Source organism: Bacillus sp. JCM 19034 (assembly GCF_001310635.1).
Classification (GTDB): domain Bacteria; phylum Bacillota; class Bacilli; order Bacillales; family Bacillaceae_D; genus Halalkalibacter.
This window is the reverse complement of the sequence record NZ_BAXR01000006.1, coordinates 214,563-235,245: the sequence shown is the minus strand read 5'-3', so window position 1 is coordinate 235,245 and position 20,683 is coordinate 214,563. Positions and strand designations below refer to the sequence as shown.

At 36.3% G+C, this 20,683-nt stretch carries 21 protein-coding genes and 1 pseudogene; 2 read left to right on the top strand and 20 right to left on the bottom strand.

Going from position 1 to position 20,683, the window contains the following annotated elements:
- Nucleotides 1–95: 95 nt before the first annotated feature.
- From JCM19034_RS12165 to rpsU, 5 genes are all read right to left on the bottom strand, one after another.
- On the bottom strand, nt 96–632 hold the full coding sequence (locus tag JCM19034_RS12165; protein WP_062050068.1) for a hypothetical protein: 537 nt from the start codon (nt 630–632) through the stop codon (nt 96–98).
- Nucleotides 633–667: 35 nt separating this feature from the next.
- On the bottom strand, nt 668–1,645 hold the full coding sequence (gene floA / locus JCM19034_RS12160; RefSeq protein WP_370621926.1) for a flotillin-like protein FloA: 978 nt from the start codon (nt 1,643–1,645) through the stop codon (nt 668–670).
- Nucleotides 1,646–1,688: 43 nt separating this feature from the next.
- Nucleotides 1,689–3,017, bottom strand: a complete 1,329-nt coding sequence (locus JCM19034_RS12155) for a nodulation protein NfeD (protein ID WP_062050064.1) — start codon at nt 3,015–3,017, stop codon at nt 1,689–1,691.
- Nucleotides 3,018–3,316: 299 nt separating this feature from the next.
- Nucleotides 3,317–3,760, bottom strand: a complete 444-nt coding sequence (locus tag JCM19034_RS12150) for a GatB/YqeY domain-containing protein (protein ID WP_062050062.1) — start codon at nt 3,758–3,760, stop codon at nt 3,317–3,319.
- Between the two features lie 15 nt (nt 3,761–3,775).
- Nucleotides 3,776–3,949, bottom strand: a complete 174-nt coding sequence (rpsU, locus tag JCM19034_RS12145) for a 30S ribosomal protein S21 (protein ID WP_062050060.1) — start codon at nt 3,947–3,949, stop codon at nt 3,776–3,778.
- Nucleotides 3,950–4,174: 225 nt separating this feature from the next.
- Here rpsU and JCM19034_RS12140 point away from each other — a divergent pair, with 225 nt between their 5' ends.
- On the top strand, nt 4,175–5,104 hold the full coding sequence (locus tag JCM19034_RS12140; protein WP_062050058.1) for a Na/Pi symporter: 930 nt from the start codon (nt 4,175–4,177) through the stop codon (nt 5,102–5,104).
- Nucleotides 5,105–5,203: 99 nt separating this feature from the next.
- Here JCM19034_RS12140 and JCM19034_RS12135 read toward each other — a convergent pair whose 3' ends face one another.
- Complete coding sequence (locus JCM19034_RS12135) at nt 5,204–5,764, bottom strand: hypothetical protein (RefSeq protein ID WP_062050056.1); 561 nt, start codon at nt 5,762–5,764, stop codon at nt 5,204–5,206.
- A 149-nt stretch (nt 5,765–5,913) separates the two neighbouring features.
- Here JCM19034_RS12135 and JCM19034_RS12130 point away from each other — a divergent pair, with 149 nt between their 5' ends.
- Nucleotides 5,914–6,366 (top strand): MarR family winged helix-turn-helix transcriptional regulator, encoded by a 453-nt coding sequence (locus JCM19034_RS12130; RefSeq protein WP_370621925.1) that lies wholly within the window; start codon nt 5,914–5,916, stop codon nt 6,364–6,366.
- A gap of 63 nt (nt 6,367–6,429) precedes the next feature.
- Here JCM19034_RS12130 and deoC read toward each other — a convergent pair whose 3' ends face one another.
- From deoC to mtaB, 14 genes and pseudogenes are all read right to left on the bottom strand, one after another.
- The gene (gene deoC / locus JCM19034_RS12125) at nt 6,430–7,104 is read right to left on the bottom strand and encodes a deoxyribose-phosphate aldolase (protein WP_062050052.1); all 675 of its coding nucleotides are present in this window, start codon (nt 7,102–7,104) and stop codon (nt 6,430–6,432) included.
- Nucleotides 7,105–7,260: 156 nt separating this feature from the next.
- Nucleotides 7,261–7,917 (bottom strand): YesL family protein, encoded by a 657-nt coding sequence (locus JCM19034_RS12120; RefSeq protein ID WP_062050050.1) that lies wholly within the window; start codon nt 7,915–7,917, stop codon nt 7,261–7,263.
- A gap of 18 nt (nt 7,918–7,935) precedes the next feature.
- A complete protein-coding gene (locus JCM19034_RS12115) occupies nt 7,936–9,033 on the bottom strand; it encodes a glycoside hydrolase family 105 protein (RefSeq protein ID WP_062050048.1) in 1,098 nt (365 codons plus the stop codon).
- Nucleotides 9,030–9,368 (bottom strand): cupin domain-containing protein, encoded by a 339-nt coding sequence (locus JCM19034_RS12110; protein ID WP_062050046.1) that lies wholly within the window; start codon nt 9,366–9,368, stop codon nt 9,030–9,032. Before JCM19034_RS12110 ends, JCM19034_RS12115 begins: the two co-directional genes overlap by 4 nt.
- A gap of 2 nt (nt 9,369–9,370) precedes the next feature.
- On the bottom strand, nt 9,371–10,579 hold the full coding sequence (locus JCM19034_RS12105; protein ID WP_062050044.1) for an MFS transporter: 1,209 nt from the start codon (nt 10,577–10,579) through the stop codon (nt 9,371–9,373).
- 158 nt (nt 10,580–10,737) lie between these two features.
- Nucleotides 10,738–11,394, bottom strand: a complete 657-nt coding sequence (locus JCM19034_RS25045; protein ID WP_370621922.1) for a hypothetical protein — start codon at nt 11,392–11,394, stop codon at nt 10,738–10,740.
- A gap of 58 nt (nt 11,395–11,452) precedes the next feature.
- Entirely contained in the window at nt 11,453–11,728 is a 276-nt protein-coding gene (locus tag JCM19034_RS25040; RefSeq protein ID WP_370621921.1) for a hypothetical protein, read from the bottom strand.
- Nucleotides 11,729–11,752: 24 nt separating this feature from the next.
- Nucleotides 11,753–12,628 (bottom strand): carbohydrate ABC transporter permease, encoded by an 876-nt coding sequence (locus JCM19034_RS12095; protein WP_062050042.1) that lies wholly within the window; start codon nt 12,626–12,628, stop codon nt 11,753–11,755.
- Nucleotides 12,629–12,646: 18 nt separating this feature from the next.
- The gene (locus tag JCM19034_RS12090; protein ID WP_062050040.1) at nt 12,647–13,609 is read right to left on the bottom strand and encodes a sugar ABC transporter permease; all 963 of its coding nucleotides are present in this window, start codon (nt 13,607–13,609) and stop codon (nt 12,647–12,649) included.
- Nucleotides 13,610–13,898: 289 nt separating this feature from the next.
- Entirely contained in the window at nt 13,899–14,966 is a 1,068-nt protein-coding gene (locus JCM19034_RS12085; RefSeq protein ID WP_370621920.1) for an extracellular solute-binding protein, read from the bottom strand.
- Nucleotides 14,902–15,456 carry an extracellular solute-binding protein gene (locus tag JCM19034_RS25035; RefSeq protein ID WP_370621919.1) on the bottom strand — a complete coding sequence of 185 codons (555 nt, stop codon included), beginning with the start codon at nt 15,454–15,456 and terminating at the stop codon, nt 14,902–14,904. The genes JCM19034_RS12085 and JCM19034_RS25035 overlap by 65 nt, the downstream gene beginning before the upstream one ends.
- A gap of 396 nt (nt 15,457–15,852) precedes the next feature.
- The gene (locus JCM19034_RS12080; protein ID WP_062050038.1) at nt 15,853–18,150 is read right to left on the bottom strand and encodes a helix-turn-helix domain-containing protein; all 2,298 of its coding nucleotides are present in this window, start codon (nt 18,148–18,150) and stop codon (nt 15,853–15,855) included.
- Nucleotides 18,151–18,341: 191 nt separating this feature from the next.
- Nucleotides 18,342–19,169: a sugar phosphate isomerase/epimerase gene (locus JCM19034_RS12075; protein WP_062050036.1), complete on the bottom strand. Its 828-nt coding sequence runs from the start codon at nt 19,167–19,169 to the stop codon at nt 18,342–18,344.
- Nucleotides 19,170–19,332: 163 nt separating this feature from the next.
- Nucleotides 19,333–20,678, bottom strand: a pseudogene (mtaB, locus tag JCM19034_RS12070) (tRNA (N(6)-L-threonylcarbamoyladenosine(37)-C(2))-methylthiotransferase MtaB).
- Between the last annotated feature and the right edge of the window lie 5 nt (nt 20,679–20,683).

The following is a 20,683-nucleotide window of genomic DNA, read 5'->3' as shown; positions in this document are numbered from 1 at the left end:
TTCCGGAACCCTAGGCCTAGCCTAGGGTTTTCTTTTTACAAAAAAGAGCTTGTCAACATAAGAGAATGTTGACAAGCTCTAGCATTTTTTGTATATTATCGGGTTCTTCTACCTCTACCAAACGTTTGATGAGGCTGTTTCGCCCGAGGACGACCTAGTACCTCCGCCCAAACAACACCTTGCATAGCCTCTTTATTCGACAGTTGATCAAATTGTAAATTCAACCCACTTGATTCAGTTGCCGCAGACTGTTGACGTGTCTTGGCAGTTTGTTGCTTTATTTCTTTAAGTCTTTTTTCTAATTTTTCTCTTCGTTCAATTTGCTTTTTCTGTTCTTTTTCTAGTCTATCTTCACTTTCAACTTGCTGCATTTGTGATTTTGATGGTTCTGCCGACTCAGCTCCTGGCCAAGATGTCTTTTGTTCAAATTCATCTGTATTAAATAAATCGCGCCAATCAATTTGCTGTTCGTTAGTCTCAACTTGTTGTTCTGATTGTTGTTGCTGAGCAGGAGTTTGCCGACGTTGTTGCTGCTTTCTCTCTTGCTCTTTCTTTTCATTTGCTATTCGGCCAAAAAAACTAATCAATGCACCGATAATAACGATAAAAGGCAATAAGTTATCAAAACCCATACTTTTCCTCCTTTCCTATTTTGGAGGATGCTCTATTAAGAATTTTCATTCGTTTCGTTCGATTGTCCTGAAGCTCTGCTGATAGAATCTCGCATATCTGTATCAGCCATCACATTTTGGTAATTCATATAATCCATTACACCCATATGCCCTTGGCGTAATGCCTCAGAAAGTGCCATTGGGACTTCTGCCTCTGCTTCAACAACCTTCGCACGCATTTCTTCAACGCGAGCCTTCATCTCTTGCTCATGAGCAACGGCCATAGCACGACGCTCTTCTGCTTTCGCTTGTGCAATCTTCTTATCTGCTTCCGCTTGGTCTGTTTGTAATTCCGCACCGATATTTTTACCGATATCGATATCAGCAATATCGATTGACAAAATTTCAAAGGCTGTACCAGCATCTAATCCTTTACCTAATACCGTCTGAGAAATCATATCTGGGTTTTCTAGAACTTTCTTATGATTATCAGCAGAACCGATTGTCGATACAATCCCTTCCCCAACACGGGCAATAACTGTATCTTCACCAGCACCACCGACTAAACGATCGATGTTTGCTCTTACTGTAATACGTGCTTTTGCCTTTACTTCAATTCCATCCATTGCCACACCAGCAATAAACGGTGTTTCAATAACTTTCGGATTAACGCTCATTTGGACAGCTTCTAAAACGTCACGACCAGCTAGGTCAATCGCTGCTGCACGTTCAAAGCTTAATTCAATGTTCGCTCTTTGAGCAGCAATCAATGCATTAACAACACGGTCAACATTACCACCTGCTAAGTAATGTCCCTCAAGACGTGAAGTATTTAAGTCAAGACCTGCTTTCACCGCTTTAATTAATGGATTAACAACTCTTGCAGGAATAACACGACGTAAGCGCATCCCCACTAACTCAAAAATTCCAATTTTCACTCCAGCTGCTAACGCTGAAATCCAGAGCATTACTGGAACAAACGTAAATAATACTGCCAACAAAATAAAAATAATCGCTAAACCGACGAGAACCATAATATTCCCAGCATCTAATGGCATTTTCCATTCCTCCTACATTTTATTTACTTTCTCTTACAACAATTCTTGAGCCTGCCGTATAAACAACCTCAATTTTCCTTCCTTGTTCAATATATCCTCCCTCGCTTACTACGTCAAGTCGTTCATGGTCAAAAACCGCAGAACCAGACGGACGAAGAGGGGTTATTGTTTCTCCAACGCGACCAATTAATTCTTTCCGCGTTTCATTTGTTATAAAACCTTTTTCATTGCTCGTTGAATCAGTCAAGATCATTTTTCTCATAGGTCCTCTTAAACCAATTTTACGGAAAATGAAAGTTACTACGATTGCTGTGATAACGGCAGCAATTGCGATATACAAAAGCATACTTGCTGCTGAAAATGAAGCTAATAGCATTCCACCAATTACAGAGCCTATACCAAGTAGGCCAAATATACCAAAACCAGGCATAAAAATCTCTATTACTATTAAAGCAAATCCAACCCCTAAGAGAATAAAGGATTCCCAGCCTGCAAACCCAGCGATCATATGACCGAAAAAGAATAGCAATAGTGCTGAACCCCCCATAATACCAGGGACTCCAAATCCAGGTGAATACAATTCCAATATCAGTCCTAAACTGCCAATCGATAGCAAAATGGGGATGACAATTGGATTAGTCACAAAACGAGCAATTTGTTCTGCGAAGCTTACTTCCATATCCTCTATAATCGCATTTTCCAACCCAATATATTCAAGTAGCTCTATACGATCTTTCACGATTGCTTCAGCATACTCTACTTCTAAAGCCTGATTGGCGTTTAAAGTTAATAACTCTCCCTCAGGTGCTCCTAATTCAGGTAAATCAACGCTTTTGTCAGCCATAGCAAGGGCATAAATTGGGTTACGATCATTTAAAAGAGCTGCAGCTTCCATTCTACTTAACCAATATGACTGTGTTTTTTCTTCAGCAGCATTTCCTTCACCATCAATGACAGCGGCTGATCCCATACTTGCATTTGGGTGCATGACAATCTCATCGGTGTTTAAAGCGATATATGCTCCAGCAGAAATGGCATCTGAATTAACAAATGTCGTAATAGGTATATCTGTATCCTGAATTAGCTTCGCTATGTTCCCTGCTGCATCAACGGCACCCCCAGGCGTATGCATTTCTAATACAATATGATCCGCACCTGCTTCAAAAGCCGCTTCAAAGGACCGTTTCATAAAAGCTTCAAGCCCGCGTTCAACAGTTTGCTCAACCGGAATAAAGAAAACAACTTGTACTGTTTTCTCTTCATCACTGTGAACAAGTGCTTGAATCGGCAGTAAGAAAAAAGCCAAAATAAAACAAACAAACGAAAAACGTAACACATATTTCCTCAAAGATTACCCCTCCCTTCTTAGATGTCATATTACCGTATACGAGTCTGCACTTCCATAGGTTTCACAATAATGTATAAAAAGATGAAATTCGATAGTTCTTACATTCATTTTATGTACCTTTACAATGATTAAACTTTTAAAAATAAAATGATCGAAAAAAGGAAGAATAATTATCCCCGTTAACTTGGTTACTTAAAAATCAAATAAAGAAAAGGGTGTCACCTGTACATTGGTGACACCCTTTTCTGAGCTTTTTTCAAAAGCTCAACCGTTCTATAAGACAGCCTTTTGCGTCAAGCTTAAGATAAATGTTGTTGAACAAGACGATTCACAAGGCCACCATCAGCTTTTCCTTTAACCTTAGGCATAATAGCTCCCATCACTTTTCCCATATCCGCCTTTGAAGTAGCACAAACTTCTTTTATTGTTTCTTGTACAATAGTTGTTAGCTCTTCTTCTGATAATTGTTCAGGCATATACGCTTCAAGTACGGAAATCTCTGCACGAAGCTTAACAGCTAAATCTTCACGATCTGCTTTTTCAAACTCATGGAGGGAATCCTTGCGTTGTTTCAGTTCGCGATTAAGCACCGTAAGGCTATCATCATCTGTCAAGTCACGACCAAGCTTGATTTGCTCATTTTGCAACGATGATTTCACCATACGAATAACAGAGAGTTTATCTTTTTCTTTGTTCTTCATCGCCGTCTTCATATCTTGATTTAACTGTTCAAGAAGATTCAAATAAATACACCTCTCTTAGAACTTACGCTTTCTTGCTGCTTCAGATTTCTTTTTACGTTTCACACTAGGCTTTTCATAGTGCTTACGCTTTCTAACCTCAGCCAACGTTCCTTCTTTAGAGAGTGATCTCTTGAAGCGACGAAGTGCAGCATCAATCGATTCGTTTTTGCGAACACGAGTCTCTGCCATTATATATCCTCCCTCCGAAACAAACAACATCAACACGTACCTCTTATAAAGAATGCACGTCTTATAGAATTATAATATATACCCATCTTTTGGTCAACTTAAAACTTTCTACTTATGAATAGTACTCAAATGTCGACATTACTTCAACACGAACCGAATTCTAGTTAAAAAAATCCTGTCATGCTAATTCGCCCTTGTCCATACAGTATTAATAGAGGTGATCACATGATCAAGGAATTAATATCGCTACTAGCAGTATACATAACGCTTTTTTTATTTGGGATGATTGTGTTACGTACAGGACTTTTTCAACTAGGTGGACGTAGCTTACAACGTTGGATGCAGCAAATGACTGATACACCATGGAAAGGATTTATTATAGGTATCATAGCAACTGCTCTCCTCCAAAGTAGTTCAGTTATTATCGTTATGATTGTAGGCTTAGTTGCAGCTAAAATAATACAATTTAGACATTCAATAGGCATTATTCTCGGTGCGAATATTGGGACAACGTTTACGACTGAATTATTAACGCTTGACGTTTCATCATTGATCATTCCATTACTTGTCGTAGGGTTTGTGGCTCTTCTAATTCCTAAAACTCTTCCTTTCTCATTGGGCTGCTTCGCATTTGGTCTTTCTTGTATTTTTATTGCAATGGATGGATTGAAATCTTTAGCTTTTCCGCTCTCTTCCATACCAAATATTCATTCTTTCTTTCATTTAACAAATGAACATCTTTTTTTGGGTGTTAGCTTAGGTGCGATTATGACAGCTCTAATTCAATCAAGTACAGCGACAACTGCTATTGCTATGGGATTTATGAATGACCACATTCTACATTTACCTGCAGGTATTGCCATCATGTTAGGAGCGAACATCGGAACGTGTATTACGGCCTATCTCGCTAGTTTAGGCTCAGGGAAAAGTGCTCGATTAGTAGCCTTTGCAAATATCTGGGTAAATGTTATCGGGGTCCTTCTCTTTTTACCAATTATTGATCTATTAAGCATGGTTACAGATTTTCTTACTCCAGACCCCATGACGCAGTTAGCCCATGCAAGTGTTATATTTAACACGATTTGCTCTCTCATTTTGTTACCAATAGCTAATCGATTCGCCTCACTAATCCAACGGATGCATAAAAGAGGATAACTGCTCGTCATATGGGATTTTAGCTTCAATAAAAATTTGGTTCTAATTAGCTGAACATGTATTGAATGAAGAGTCATTTATAAGTCGTAATCCAATTCATTATTTAGAAGACTGCTGTAACTGCTGTTCCGTTTGTTCTAATTGTTCAGTTAATGTAGTTAACGTTTCCATAGATTGAACAGACTCATCTATTGAATGGAGTAACTGCGTGGCTTGCTGAATCGTTCGCTGTAATTGTGTGTACAATTGCTTCTGCTGGCCCTTTGCTTCTCGATTCATTTGCTGAACTTGCTGTAACAGCATTTGTCGATTGTCATGTTTTGAGTACTGAATAGTTGATGGCTGGTGATTCGACTTCATCCTTAATTGTTGTAATGTTGATTGGAATGAATGTATTTGTTCGTCGATTTCTGGTGTTAGCTCCTCAGCTGTTTCTAATTCGACATCCTGTTGTTGTACATCTTCAAATTGTTGTTTTGCCATTTGATCATTACGTTTCACGGCATATGCACCTTCTAACTGTGGATTCATTTGTGTTTGAACGGGTACTTTAACTGGTGTTGGTTGTTTCTTCGGTAAGAATACAACTAGTCCGATAACTGCTACGAGAATTGCAACGAGAAAAATAGCCATAGATCCATCATTATAAGACCCCTTCATAAGAATTCACCTTATAATAGTATAAACAAGTAACAGGTTCCTATTATTTTTATGCAATTAATAAATTACCTTTTTTTAGAAAAAGTCTTGATCTTATTTCGCAACTAGAATATTATCTCTGTATAAGGTGTAGAAAGGAGTGAAATTCTATTAATATCGATACAAAAGACAAACATGATTTATCTTTAAAGCTCTTCATCGTCCTGTCGAGAGCTTCTATTTGGCTTAGCAAACATTCTGATCGTCAAATTAGCAATCATGGACTTACAACAACTGAGTTCGCTGTTTTAGAACTTCTTTATCATAAAGGAACGAAACCACTTCAACAAATAGGTGAGAAAATATTAACCTCTAACGCCAATACAACCTATGTCATTGATAAATTGGAAAAAAAAGAACTTATAACTAGAAGGCGTTGCCAAACAGATAGACGGACAATTTATGCTGAATTAACTGAAGCTGGGTACGCCTTTATCGAGGAAATTTTCCCAGAACACAAACAAATTATTACAGAGGCAACTGCGGGGTTAACAGAGGAAGAGATGAAACAAGCGATCACATTACTCAAAAAAGTTGGATTATACGCAAAAGAACATTTCTAATCAAACGCTATTCTAAGATACTATCCTTCAACTATAGCGAAAAAGGCGTCATTTCGCCTTTTTCTAATATGTCGTATTCGTTTTTTCGCCATTAACAATTGCGACACCAGCACTTGCCCCTATCCTTGTCGCTCCAGCTTCAATCATTGCTTTCGCCCCTTCAAGGTCTCGTACGCCGCCTGAAGCTTTTACTCCTGTTTTAGGTCCAACTGTTTGACGCATTAATTGAATATCACTAACCGTAGCCCCACCAGTTGAAAAGCCTGTTGATGTTTTTACATAGTCAGCACCAGCTCTAACAACTAATTCACAAGCACGACGCTTTTCTTCGGTTGTTAACAAGCAGGTTTCGATGATAACTTTAACTAAAGCTTTTCCATTCGCAGCTTCTACGACTGACCGTATATCTTTTTCTACAAAATCATTATCTTTTCTTTTTAAAGCAGCCACATTAATGACCATATCAACTTCGTTCGCACCATTTTCAATCGCATTTCGCGTTTCAAACGCTTTAACTTCAGATGTAGTTGCCCCTAACGGAAAGCCAATTACGGTGCATACCTTTACATCATCAACACCATTTAATAATTGTGATGCTCGTTTTACCCATGTCGGATTTATACAAACAGATGCAAAGGAATATTCCTTCGCTTCTTCACAAAGCTTGATAATTTCCTCCTCAGTCGTGTCAGCTTTCAATGCTGTATGATCAATATACCTTGCAATTGCTTTTTCCATCTGATTCATCCCCTCTATGTAAAGACTTTCCTTCATCATAACACAAAGATAAAGGTAGTATTTACATAATTCTCCGAATCATTCATGATTTTGTATTTTTCTTAGTTGAGACTTTTTTTGTATTTGTAATCTCCACATTGTTTCTCTCCACTATTTTTAATATACTTGCACATGCTCCTCATTCTTCGTGACATTTTGAAGATGCCGATCACTAACGACTTTAAATACGATATTTGCAATTTTAGTCAATATGAACGCAATCAAGCTACACGTAAAGAATGGAATTAAACCTGGAATATACATTACTAAATACTGAACAGCTACGACGCTTACTGCCATGAAAATGATATACTGCGGATAGGAGAGCGTCAGCAAGACCGCAACTTTAAACTTCTCGATAGGTTTTACGTCATAGTGAACGTATACAGGAAAAAACATTAGTAGAGTCAGAGAATAAACGACTGTTAGAACGAGCAAGAGATATCGAACGATTTGCATCCATACAATTTGTTCAGCCAATAATACAAAGTTCGCGTAAATGATATATCCGATAAATACGAAGAACACACCAAATAAATTCGCTTTAACAAACTCTTTTTTATAAGTTTGCCAAAACATCTTAAAAACAGATATATCATTTGCACCTCTAATCCCTTTCCTCGTTACAGCAAACATCGCAACCGTTGCAGGCATAAAACCGAATATGACTAAACCGAGCAATGTAAATAACACCCATAAAATGTTGATATAAGCAAGGCGTGAGACGAAGACACTTACCCGATAGAAACCGCCCATTAAACCGCTCATTTCCATATCACACCCACTCCTTCTCTACAAATCCTTTAATTGTAAGCTAGCCATTATAAATGTCCCTACTCCATGTAAATCGTTTACACTTGTTTGGCGATTGACGTAATAGTCATAAACACCTATAGAAGTTCCAATACAAATCCCTGTTAATGCTAGCTTTCCTTCTTCGTCTTCTTCAACATATTGCGATATTATGCCTTCATAGCCTTTTTTAGCGTACTTAGCATACGTTGAATCGATAAAACCACATTTAGCAGCTTTAGCAATCGTATAAACAAACAAGCTTGAACAAGAGCTCTCGAGCCAATTATCCGGTAAGTTCCCTTTATTTATGATTTGGTACCATAAACCTGACTCTTCATCTTGATATCGAACCAAGTTTTTAATTAAATCTTGTAATACACGAATTAATTCAGACCTTTTTTCATGGTCCTCAGGTAATAAAGTTATAAGGTCCACCACCGCTAATCCATACCATCCTAATGAGCGTCCCCAAATTTCTGGTGCGGTATTTGTTTTAGGTACACTCCAGGGAGTCATGCCACTTTCATCCCATCCATGAAAATAAAGCCCAGTTTCAGGATCAAACGTATTCTTTCTCATTAATGCCTCTTGCTTTAATACGAGATCCACGAGTTTAGGTTCATTAAACTGTTGTCCGTACTGTAATGTAAAAGGACCTGCCATATATAACCCATCTAACCACATTTGATACGGATATTTATCTTTATGCCAAAATCCACCCTCAGACGTTTGATTTATTGTCTTTAATAAATTACGTAATTTTGAAGCAGCAACCTTATAGCGATCATCTCCTGTTTGCTCATATAACGGTAGCAATAATAAACCTGGTTGAATCGCATCCAATTGATCGCGCTCAAAATAAAAGTTGCCGTTTTCATCAACTAACTTATCAACGTATTCTTTTACATAATGAAAATAAGCCTCGTTCGCCGTTTCTAAATAAAGCTGATACACTCCACAAAGAAATACCCCTTGATGATAATGCCAGCGGTTTGCGGGTGGTAGCATAATCGGTTCAAACTCATCCATCAAACTTTTTGCAGCATTTTCTGCCCATTCTAATGCACTTTTGCCTTGAATTAGCACTTGATTCATTTCGTTTCCCCCTTGCTTTGCTCTGAATTTAATAAATCTTTCCGCAATGGTGTGAACGTATCTAATAAAATGCCGTCCTCTAATGCAACCACGCTGTGAACTGCATTACTTGGAATGTGAAGTGTTTCACCTTCGTTTAAAACAATTGTGTTGTAATCAACTTTAAATTCGAAGACACCCTTAAGGCAATATGTTAACTGCTCATGCGGATGGCTGTGTTCTTGCCCAATACCACCTTTTTGAAATTGAACTTCCATCATCATTACCTGATCTCCAGGTGGATGAATCTTTCTTTTAACTAATTGATCTACTTCTTCCCATTTTCCAATAGCCACTATCAATCGCTCCTTTTATTTTTTATTAAAAATGGAACCAATAACTGAATTGCTAATACAAAAAATAGAACAAGAGGAACTGTTGTTGGATTTATCTCATTAGCAAATATCATAAAAATGACAACCCCTAACGCTCTGCCCCCATTTATAATGGCTTCTCGCAATACAACTGTTTCTACGCGAAAGTGCTTTTTCAATGGTATGTGATCTAACCATGTAAAGTAATAGACCCCATACGTATTTGCTTGTAATGGTTTAAATAATGAGTTTATCGACATAAATAACATTACCGTCCATATACTTAATTCCCAAAATAAGAAGCTGGCTGAAAGTAACATACCAATGGCTGACACAAATAAATATTTTCGTGAATGTACAGTGTTTGCCAAACGCGAAATAACATAACTAGCTATAATTGATAATGCTAGAAATAACGCATTGGTCATTCCGATAAAGCTCTCGTCAGGAAAGATGACAAATAAGAGAATAGGAGGAACATACATCATAATCCCTTGAGGAAACCCTAATAAAAACCAACCAAAGAGTGAATAACCAAAACGCCTTTCTCTCTTTATAATAAGCGGTAATAGTTTCATATAATATTGAGTATGATGTGTCTCTTCCTTTTCCATTCTAAAGCTTCCAATAGTCGCTAATATAAACATGGCAAACGCAAATGAAAAAACAATCGTATAACCAGCCAACCCCTCCTGAACACTAATGACATACCCCGCTACTGCCGGTCCGATCAAATTGGCAACGCCCATTAATGCTTGATTCCAGCCTAGATATCGATGGCGATTCTGATTATTTGATACTTCGTGAGCTAAAGTAAAATAGCTTAACCAATACGTAGATTGGGCAATCCCACGAATGATCGCAAACAAAACGAAATAATCAACCATACTTTCCCTTGTCGTAATAACACATAGGTAAAAAAATGCTGTCAAAAAGATTCCATATCGATACATAACTAGATGGCCTTTTCTCTTAGCTAATTTACCAATTAGAAGCGTTGTGAGACATTGAGCCATGATTGCGGTTACATTAAACATACCATTAATCATTAAACTTTCAGTTAAACGCCATAAATATAAATTTATAAAAATAAGTGACAATGAGTTACCAAACTGAAAAATAGTATGATTCAATAATGTTATTACAGCTTGCTTTGAGAGTCTTTTCTCTTTCGGTATTCGAAAAAATGTCATACCTCCATAACACTTCTCTCTTATTCTTGAAATAATATAAAACTACTGTACATTTGCTAGATACTCGCTAAAATATTCGGCTTCTTTTAGTGGAGATGGTGTAATACCGGCTAAATGATAGCATTGTTTCCGAATAAGTGTAGCTTGTGTGCTGGCATTCATATCCCTTCTACTAGACCGTTTCCTAGCATAACCGGTTCGGGCATATGGGGATAATATTCGCCTTCCTTTACTTGAGCAACATTAGGTGCTTTTGGTGAATGATTTAATTCTCGGGAAAATCCTCCATCAGCACGTTTTAATTTGCTAATATTGTTTGTCGTTATTTCAATGATTTCAAAAAGCTCTTTTTCCGGTATATCCATATCAAGATAAACTAGGAGATCAATCGGGTTACGAATATAACACATATCAATCGCTTTTTCTGTCCGCAAACAAGTCAAAATACTTTTGTATATGTTTTCTTTATTCGGGATTGGTATTTGGAACCTATTGTAAAATGTGTAAAGCTTAAACGTTCCAGAAATACGAACGTACATACTTCCTTCTCCCCATAACCCCGTCTGTTGATCTTGAATCGAAGCAAAATATTTTGTTGCTGCCTCAATATACGGCTGCCTACGTTCTCTATCCATTTCATTCAAATAAACACATGAAGTAGCTAACAAATCACATCCACGCCAGCTATTGCTTAAATCAATACTTTTCCATTTTTCTATATATGCTTCTACTGATTGTGTAAATGCTGGTGCTGATTTAGCCTTTAAAGGTAGTGGATACAAAGGTTTACTACCTAATCGCTTTAATGCATTCATCGAATAGCCAAGTGCCTTTGCACCATTACTTCATCCTTCTTCATCGCTGGATCGTCATCTAAAAATATCCTGTTTCTTTTACTTGCTTATTTTGAAAGAAGCGAATGAGTTTTTCTTTTATTTGCTTAGGTGAGTTATCTAGTGCCTCATTTCGAATAAGGATATTCATTGCTTGAGCCGTTGATTCTATATCAGGTGTAAAACGATCATCCTCCCTTGAGCTTTTCGCATAATAAAAACCCCCTGTTTTCGAATCGTACTGACCTGCTAACCATTTAAATAATTCATGATACTGTTCATCTAATTGTTGCAGTTGATTATGTTGAACGTTCATATTTCCACCCAATTTCTTTCAAATTTAACCTTTCATTGAGCCTAATAGAGCTCCTTTAGCAAAGTGTTTTTGTATAAATGGATACACGAGTAAAACCGGTAATGTAGCCACTACGATAACGGCCATCTTCACGGTAATTTCCGGAGGTGGAACATTCGTAAATTCTGCACCATCATAGTTTAATCCACTAGCTAATACAACAACCTGTCTTAACAGAACTTGCACTGGCCATTTCGAGGAATCACTAATATATAGAATCGCATGCATATACGTATTCCAATATGTCACAGCGTAAAATAATGAAATGGTCGCAATGGCAGGCATTGAACACGGAATAACAATGCGAAACAGTATGCCAAAGTCACTACAGCCATCAATTTTAGCAGACTCTTCAAGTCCAGATGGGAGGTTTTGGAAGAAACTTTTTAAAATGATCATGTTAAAGGCATTAATTGCGACTGGTATCACAAGAGCTGCCAATGTATTTAATAAACCTGTGTACTGAACTACTAAAAATGTTGGAATCATTCCTCCATTAAATAACAATGTAAATACAATAAAAAACATAATAAACCTTCTACCAACTAAATCCTTCCTTGATAATCCATAAGCAGTTAATGTCGATAGCAACATACTGAAAATTGTTCCTCCAACGGTGACACCAATCGATACTAACATTGCCTTCATGATCGTATCAGTTGAAAAGATATAACGATACGCGTCTAAGCTCCAAACAGTTGGAATTAATACAAAACGTTTATCAGCTAGTTCTGCACTCGTTGTGAACGAAGCAGCTATAACATGTAAAAACGGTAACACACATAATAAAGCAATAATAACTAATAACGTAATATTGGTTACATCGAATAATCGACTACCAATTGATCGATCTTTTACCATGATCCCACACCCCTTTTCTTAGTAAACTCCTTCTTCTCCAGCTTTTTTCGCTAACCAGTTAGCAAATATGACTAAAATTAAGCCGACAATCCCTTTAAAGAAGCCAACAGCAGTACTATAACTAAATTGACCTTGCCTTAAACCTGCTGTATACACATACGTATCGAAAATTTCACCAACTTCGCGGTTTGATGCATTTAGCAATAAATAAACATGTTCAAAACCTAATTCTAATACGTCTCCAATTTTCAATATTAGTAGTACAACAATGACGCTACGAATTGCTGGTAATGTAATATGCCACATTTGTCTAAATCGATTTGCTCCATCAATTCTTGCAGCTTCATACTGTTCCGGATCAACTGCCGCAACTGCTGCTAAAAAAATAATCGTCCCCCACCCAGCTTCACGCCAAATAACTTGAAGAATATACATCGGCCTAAACGTATCTGGATTCATTAAAAAGTTTATTTTTTGAAAGCCCATTGCCTCAATAATCGAATTAATGATCCCACCATCTAATGTCAGCATAACAAAGCTAATAGAAACAATGACAACCCATGACATGAAGTGAGGGATATAAATCAATGTTTGCACACTTCTTTTGAAAAATTGATTGCGAACCTCATTTAACATTAAAGCTAGTATGATTGGAATTGGAAAATACACAAAAATCTGCAATGCAAATAAAACTAGTGTATTTCGAAATATCATCCAAAAATCAGGACTCGAAAATAAACGTTCGAAATGCTGAAAACCAACCCACTCACTCCCCATAATCCCAAGAAAAGGCTTGTAATCTTGAAAAGCAATAACCAAACCATACATTGGAATGTACTTATAAATGAAGAAATAAAGAATACCAGGAGCGATCATTAAATATATCCATTTATTCTTTTTTAACCTCTTCATGAGTTCAGAACGCCTACTAAATTCCGGTTCCGGAACTGGTGTTTTTTCTACAGCTACTTGATTTTCCATTGTCATCTCCCTTTCAAGAAACTCTTTTGTAAACGCTTTCTAAAACAATCTTAATAGGAAATCAAAATTACAGCTATAATCATTTCACCATAACAGTGTAAAAAACGTTGATTAATCAAGGTTTTTTACTAAATCAAAGATAAAGATTATTCATTAATGCTAGATAAGATTATAATTAGTCCAACCGTTTCATTTTGCACAATGCTTTACATTAATCATATTGTAATGTCTATATAACTATTAAAAAAACAGAGGATTGACCCTAAATGAATCAATCCTCTTCTACTTATCAATTTAATGCTTTATACGATTCATTTATTTCTTCAATAATAGCGTCTCCACCTTGAGCACGCCAGTCTTCTATTGCCTTCTCAAATCCCTCTTTATCTGTTTGACCGAGTATATAACGAACTGTTACATCTTCAATCATTTGATTTAAACGCTCTCCATCACGAATAAATGTTTCCGAATCTAGTGTTACAGCTGGATTATGAATTAGATAATTATTGTTATCAATAACTAATTCGTCTGCTTTCTGGCGAACCTCATAATCTGTATATCCCTCATAACGTCCTGTCGTTTCTGGCTCACCAATTTCTAATGTTAAATATGGCCTAACCTCTGTATCAGTAATGCGTTGTTCTGCGATCGAATTATCAGCACGACCGTCTTTTAATTCATAATGTTCTCCTTCAATACCCCAGTATAAAGTATTGATCACTTCAGGGGATGCTAACTTATCATAAAATCCTAAAATTTTCTTTAAATCTTCTTCTGTTTCAATAGATGTTTTAGAAAATATAATTATCTCGCCAAATCCCGGTATTGCCCAAACACCAAATTCTCCATGCGGTCCTTCAACACGGTTTTGAACATCGAATTCTAAATCAGGGTTAAGGGCGATAGCATCATTATTTAACGATGTCACATCATGTAAAGAACCAACGTATACACCAGCAGTTCCATTTGTTACAAGGGCAATTTGATCGTCTTTACTCGTAACAGGGAAATCTTGGTTAATATAGCCGTTTGAGTGCATTTCTTTATAAAAGTCTAATGTATCCATATATTCATCAAACATAAATTCAGGAAGTAACTCCCCGTCTTTTTCTCCCCATTCATTTGGAGTCCCAAACCAAGAAGCAATCGTCTTAAACCCTCCATATATTAAATCACTACGATCGGCAAGTCCAATCGTATCATTACTACCCGATCCGTTTGGGTCATCTTCTGTAAACGCACGAACCATTTCCATAAACTCATCAGTTGTTGTTGGTGCTTCTAATCCTAAATTATCTGCCCAATCCTTCCGATAAATAATTCCTTGTCGTGATAATGGGCGCTTGGTAAATTCCATATAACTTACCGTCAACCATTGTATTGGCCATAATATCTTCATTTAAATTACTCAAATTTTCAAACTCGTCTAAATATGGACCAATTTCCCAAAATTGATCATTCCGAATAGCATCTTTAAATTGATTCATTTGGTTAAACCCAATTCTCACAACATCTGGTAATGAACCTGTAGCAAATGCTGTATTTAATCTTTCTTCATAGTTACTATCTGGGACCCATTGTATATCAAGTTTGTACCCCGTCATCTCCTCAATTAACTCTTGAATTTTTGGATCAGGTGTTTCCGCTGTGTGCAAATTCGTCATTATTGAAAATTCATACTGCTCATCTGACTCGTCTGCTTCACTAACTGTTCCTCCATTCGTATCATTTGAATCAGAAGGTGTTTCATCACTATTTGAAGCGTTTTCATTATTACATGCAATTAACATCATTATTAATAGTGCAAAACTGCAAACAACGACAACATACTTTTTTGCAATCATCATTTTATAACCCCCAATTTTTAATTTTCTTTTCGATCATAACACACATCTCAGCTAACGTTTTCACTTCAGGATAATTAAGAATAACGTAACAACTCCTAAACTAGTGAGACTAAGTGTCACCCCCTAAATCAATTTAACAACGTTGGTAAGTTTTTGATATAAGTGATTAGTTGTTACTTACGATCATATTCAAAAGTAATCATGATTCATATAATCACCATCTCATTATGTAAGCCCTTACAACGCTTGCGCAGTGTCATTTTCATTCTATCTGATCTAATGATTGTATGGGTTATTATGGCAATTCCAGAATGGCTTCATTCAATTATAATTCACATGAAAAGGTCCACATAGAAAGCGTTATCCGCCTTTCTAAATGGACCTTTATCCTCTCTGCTAAGAAATCTTTTGATACTTCTTTCGATATTGTCCAGGTGTCATTTCTTCCTGCTTTTTAAAAGATCTTATGAAGTTCTGTGAATTTTTGTATTGTAATTGATCAGCGATTTCTTTTACTGTCATCGACGTCTCCACTAACCACTTTTTTGCCATTTTAAATCGAAACATTGACAAATATTCACTAAATGTATAATTTGTTTCTTGTTTAAATACACTGCTTAAGTAGTTAGCATTATAGTGAAGCTCCGCTGCACATTCTTCTAATGTAATCTCCTCATCATACCGTTGATGAATCATATCGATAATTTTCTCAGAGAGATTATGGAACTGTGACTCTTTCCGCTTTTGAAAAATTTGAATAAGTGGTTGAATCAGTCTTGTTAAAAACCATTGCTCTACTTCCATCCTCATGTTCAATTGAAGTAATTCTTCATATAATGAAACGTGGTAAATATTTAATTGTTCAAAGCTAATTTGACTCTCTTGCTTTAACATTAATAAATTATTTAGAAGTTCCATCATAAATATTTGATATTCCTGTGGTGATTGTGCCTTTTTAAATACTTTTTCTATCCATATTTTCAATTGTTGTTTCGCTTTATCCTCTTCACCTAATTTGATCGCAATCAGCAACTCTTCTTCTGTTCTTTTAGGATAGTCAAATACTGCAGCTTGTTTTTCTGAATATAGTGCTGAAAAATGAACAATAACTCCTGTTCCTAAAGTCATACGGTGTTTCAATGCATCTATTCCTTCTTTATAGCCCTTATTTGCTGCTTTAATATCTGCAAACTTTCGACTTACACCAATACTTACACATATATTTAATGTTTCATGAATATTCGTTTGAACCTTTTCAGTTACATTAAACAACTGATCTGCCTGTATTTCTTCAACACTAAAACCTAATAATAAAATTAACACTTTGTCTGTCCAAACAGTTGGCAAACGCTTTTCCACTGGCACTGTTTCTTCAACAATATTTTTAACTGCAAATGAAATCCTTTCTAAATCATGTGATTGATAATTCAACTTATCTAAGTTATCAATATGAATTGTACAAACGACCATTCGTTCCCATGATTGCACTAAGTCACTTAATTCAAAATCTAATAATTTCTCCTGAATTTCGCTCCTTTTGTAATCTCCGGTAAATAACTGATTTATAAAAATTGTTTTCATTTGTTGCGAATGCTCTCTTAGCTCTTTCTCTAGATGTGACTTCGATGAGAAGAGCTCACTAATATGATCTTCAATGATTTCTATTTCATTTCGCTTTTTTACTGTCTGTTCTGGTAGGTGCTCTTCAATATAAGCTACTAACTTATTAACTGGCGAATATAATTTTCTACTAATGATAAAAATGTATAAAATACATGTTAAGACGATAAACGTAATCATTAAAAAGGTAATCCAGCCAATATTTTTACTTTCCTGCGTTAAAACATCAATTGAATTAAAAGAAATATAATTCCAATCATTAAAATCAGACTTATGGTACGTAACTGTATAAAATTCTTCATGGTTCAAAACGTCAAATTGACCTGATCGCTCTGAAAATCCCTCTAATGACTCAATGTAATGAGTGTCAACTAACGATTGTCCAATTAGGTTAGGATCACGGTGAACAATAATTGTATAGTCCTCATCGGTAATCATAACTTCGTCGGATAGTTCATCAACATTAATCATCTCTGCTAAACTACACGTGGGTATGTTTGTAAAGGCAAGCCCATATTTTTCGCTTAGTTTAGGAGGAAGCTTCTTAACCAAACTAATCGTATACGGACAATGTCCAAGTAAGATCGGCTCTTCAAAGTCGGCATTATTTAATAAAATCCAAGTAGAATTATGTTCCAAATCTAAGTAAGATAAAAACAGCTCTTTATCAGGATGATCGCCTAATCTTGAGATTCCGGTATAATCAACTATCCAATCTTCTTGTAAGTTTAAGAGAATTACTTCATCTACTTTCGTATCGTATGACCTTAAATTACTTAACTCTTGACGTAACTCTCGGTAAATCGAGAAATCTTCTGCTAATAATGGACTACGTATAACAGATTCCATCAGTGGTGAGTCGGTTGTTTTACTAACACTATGGTGAACCGTTACTAAAACTTGTTCAATATTGGATTGTATTTGCCGTATTACTTGAGTCTTTTCGTGATTGACTTTTTCTTGAATATGTTTAGATGATTGCATATATGAAAATACACCGACAACAATAACTGGAATAATGCTGACGATACTCGCAAATACTATCAGCTTCGTTAATAGACTTTGATTTTTCATAGTAAACCTCCTTCACTCCATTATGTAAGGGTTTACAAAATGAAACAATAATAAAATATCTTTTACATATTATGTAGATTATTATAACATATGACCATGCGATTAAATCATATACGATCATTAACGTTCTAATGTAAATAAGGACTGGAAAGTCTATCTCTAGTAACACTAGAAATAGACTCAATCTTCAATCATACATATTTTGATCTTTTTTGTTCGATATACTGTATTACTCGTTTCATATCACTTGGCTTTGTATGCTCAATAATAATGGGGCATTCTGGTTTATATTGATGTAATCGTTTTAAAAATAGATCATAATTTAACAATCCTAACCCAGGACTTGTTTCTTTCAGAACACCCGAATCATCTATAAATCGATCTTTGGCATGACAAGCAACAATTCGGTCACCTAATAGCTGAAACGCTTCTTCTATAACTTCATCTTGTTCTAGATAATTTTCTTGAGTTAATAAATTTCCAGGGTCAAGAACGACACCTACTTGAGAGCTGTTTAATTCATCAAGCATTTGTTTTAACGTTGATGCGGAGCCGATTAAATGGCCATGTGCAGCCTCTAACCCTACAATAACACCCCACGCTTTCGCCTCTTCTATTAACTCAAGTAATGAATGATATAATTTATCCCAATCCTTTTCAAACACCCCGTTCGGACGAGGACGACCTACCTCCGTAGCGATCATCGGGGCACCAAATTGTGATGCATAGCGAATTAGTTCTTTATACCGTTGTAAAAAGACTTGATGATTTAATTCATCCTCGTCGAATAAATGTAAATAGCAAGCAATAATCGATATATCAACACCGTTTCGATCAAATTCTTTTTTAATATTCCTCACTAAACCAGGGTTTAATATTCCTGGATTTGTAAAGTCATAATCATTAAACGCTTTCCATATAGCCAATTGAACATGATTAACCTCATAATCCCCTAATGTTCTAGCCATCTCTTTGTAAGAATGCGTTCCGAATAAATGAGCAAGTGCTCCTACCGTCAATGCTAACTCCTCCTTAATGATTGCTATTTATGTATTCTTTATTTAACAACGTTGTTACATACTTTAATAGTAAGCGTTTACTTCTTTGTTTGTCAATCATGACTTTTACTATTACATTAATAAACACTTAGCAATGCATTGGCATTACTAAGTGCTTAACTGTTTATGAAGAAAGTAATCCTACTGACTCTTCGTCTAAAACACGAACAAACTCACCCTCATTATAAGGATAACCAGGTTTTGTTAGTTTCACTTTAACAAGCTTTCCGATTAAATTATCAGTTCCAGGTACTTTTACTTTCAAGTAGTTATCAGTATAACCAACGTACATGCTGCTTTCTTCGTTATCCTTGTCACGCTCTTCAGGAATCATTTCAAGTACTGCACCCTCAAATTGAGATGCATATTCCTTCGCTAATTGATTTGATAGTTCAATTAAGCGGTGAACACGTTCATTTTTCACTTCTTCGTCAATTTGTTCTTCCATCCGTGCTGCTGGTGTTCCTGTTCTCTTAGAATACGGGAAAACATGCAGCTCACTGAATTTATGTTCGGCGATAAATTGATACGTTTCTTCAAACTCAGCTTCTGTTTCACCTGGGAAGCCAACAATTACATCTGATGTGATGGCTACTCCCGGCATTATTTCCTTTAAACGCTCAAGCCGTTCAGCAAAGAAAGACATCGTATATTTTCGACGCATCCGTTTCAAAACCGTATCCGAACCCGATTGTAGTGGAATGTGCAAATGACGAACAACCTTTTCTGACCGATCTATTGCTGCAATTACTTCATCAGTCAGCTGGCTAGCCTCAATGGATGAAATTCGTATTCTCTTTAACCCTTTTACTTCTTCTAAATCCGCAAGCAAACGTGCTAAACTATAATCCTTTAGATCTTCACCATATCCACCCGTATGAATTCCAGTTAAAACGATTTCTTTATATCCGGCATCAACAAGCTGAGTTGCCTGCCTAATAACATCCATTGGGTCACGTGAACGCATTAAACCACGTGCCATGGGATAATACAAAATGTACAGAAATTGTTGCACCCTTCTTGAATCTTTAAAGAAGCTCGCGTGCGGTCTGTAAATGATGGTACATCCAACTCCTCATATACACGTGACTTCATAATATTACCAACACCATTAATTGGTTCACGTTTCTGCTTGAACTCTTCAATGTAGTCAAGCATTTTCACACGATCTTGTGTCCCGACAACAATATCAACACCTGGAATCGCCATAATTTCTGCTGGAGATGTTTGAGCATAACAGCCCGTTACACAAACAACGGCATCCGGATTTTTCCGAATCGCTCGTCTAATCACTTGGCGACTTTTCTTATCCCCTGTGTTTGTTACCGTACATGTATTTATAACATATACATCTGATGTTGCTTCAAATTCGACTTTCTCATACCCAGCTTCCTTAAAAAGTTGCCAAATAGCTTCTGTTTCATAATAATTTACTTTACAACCTAGTGTATGAAAGGCAACCGTTGCCATGAACT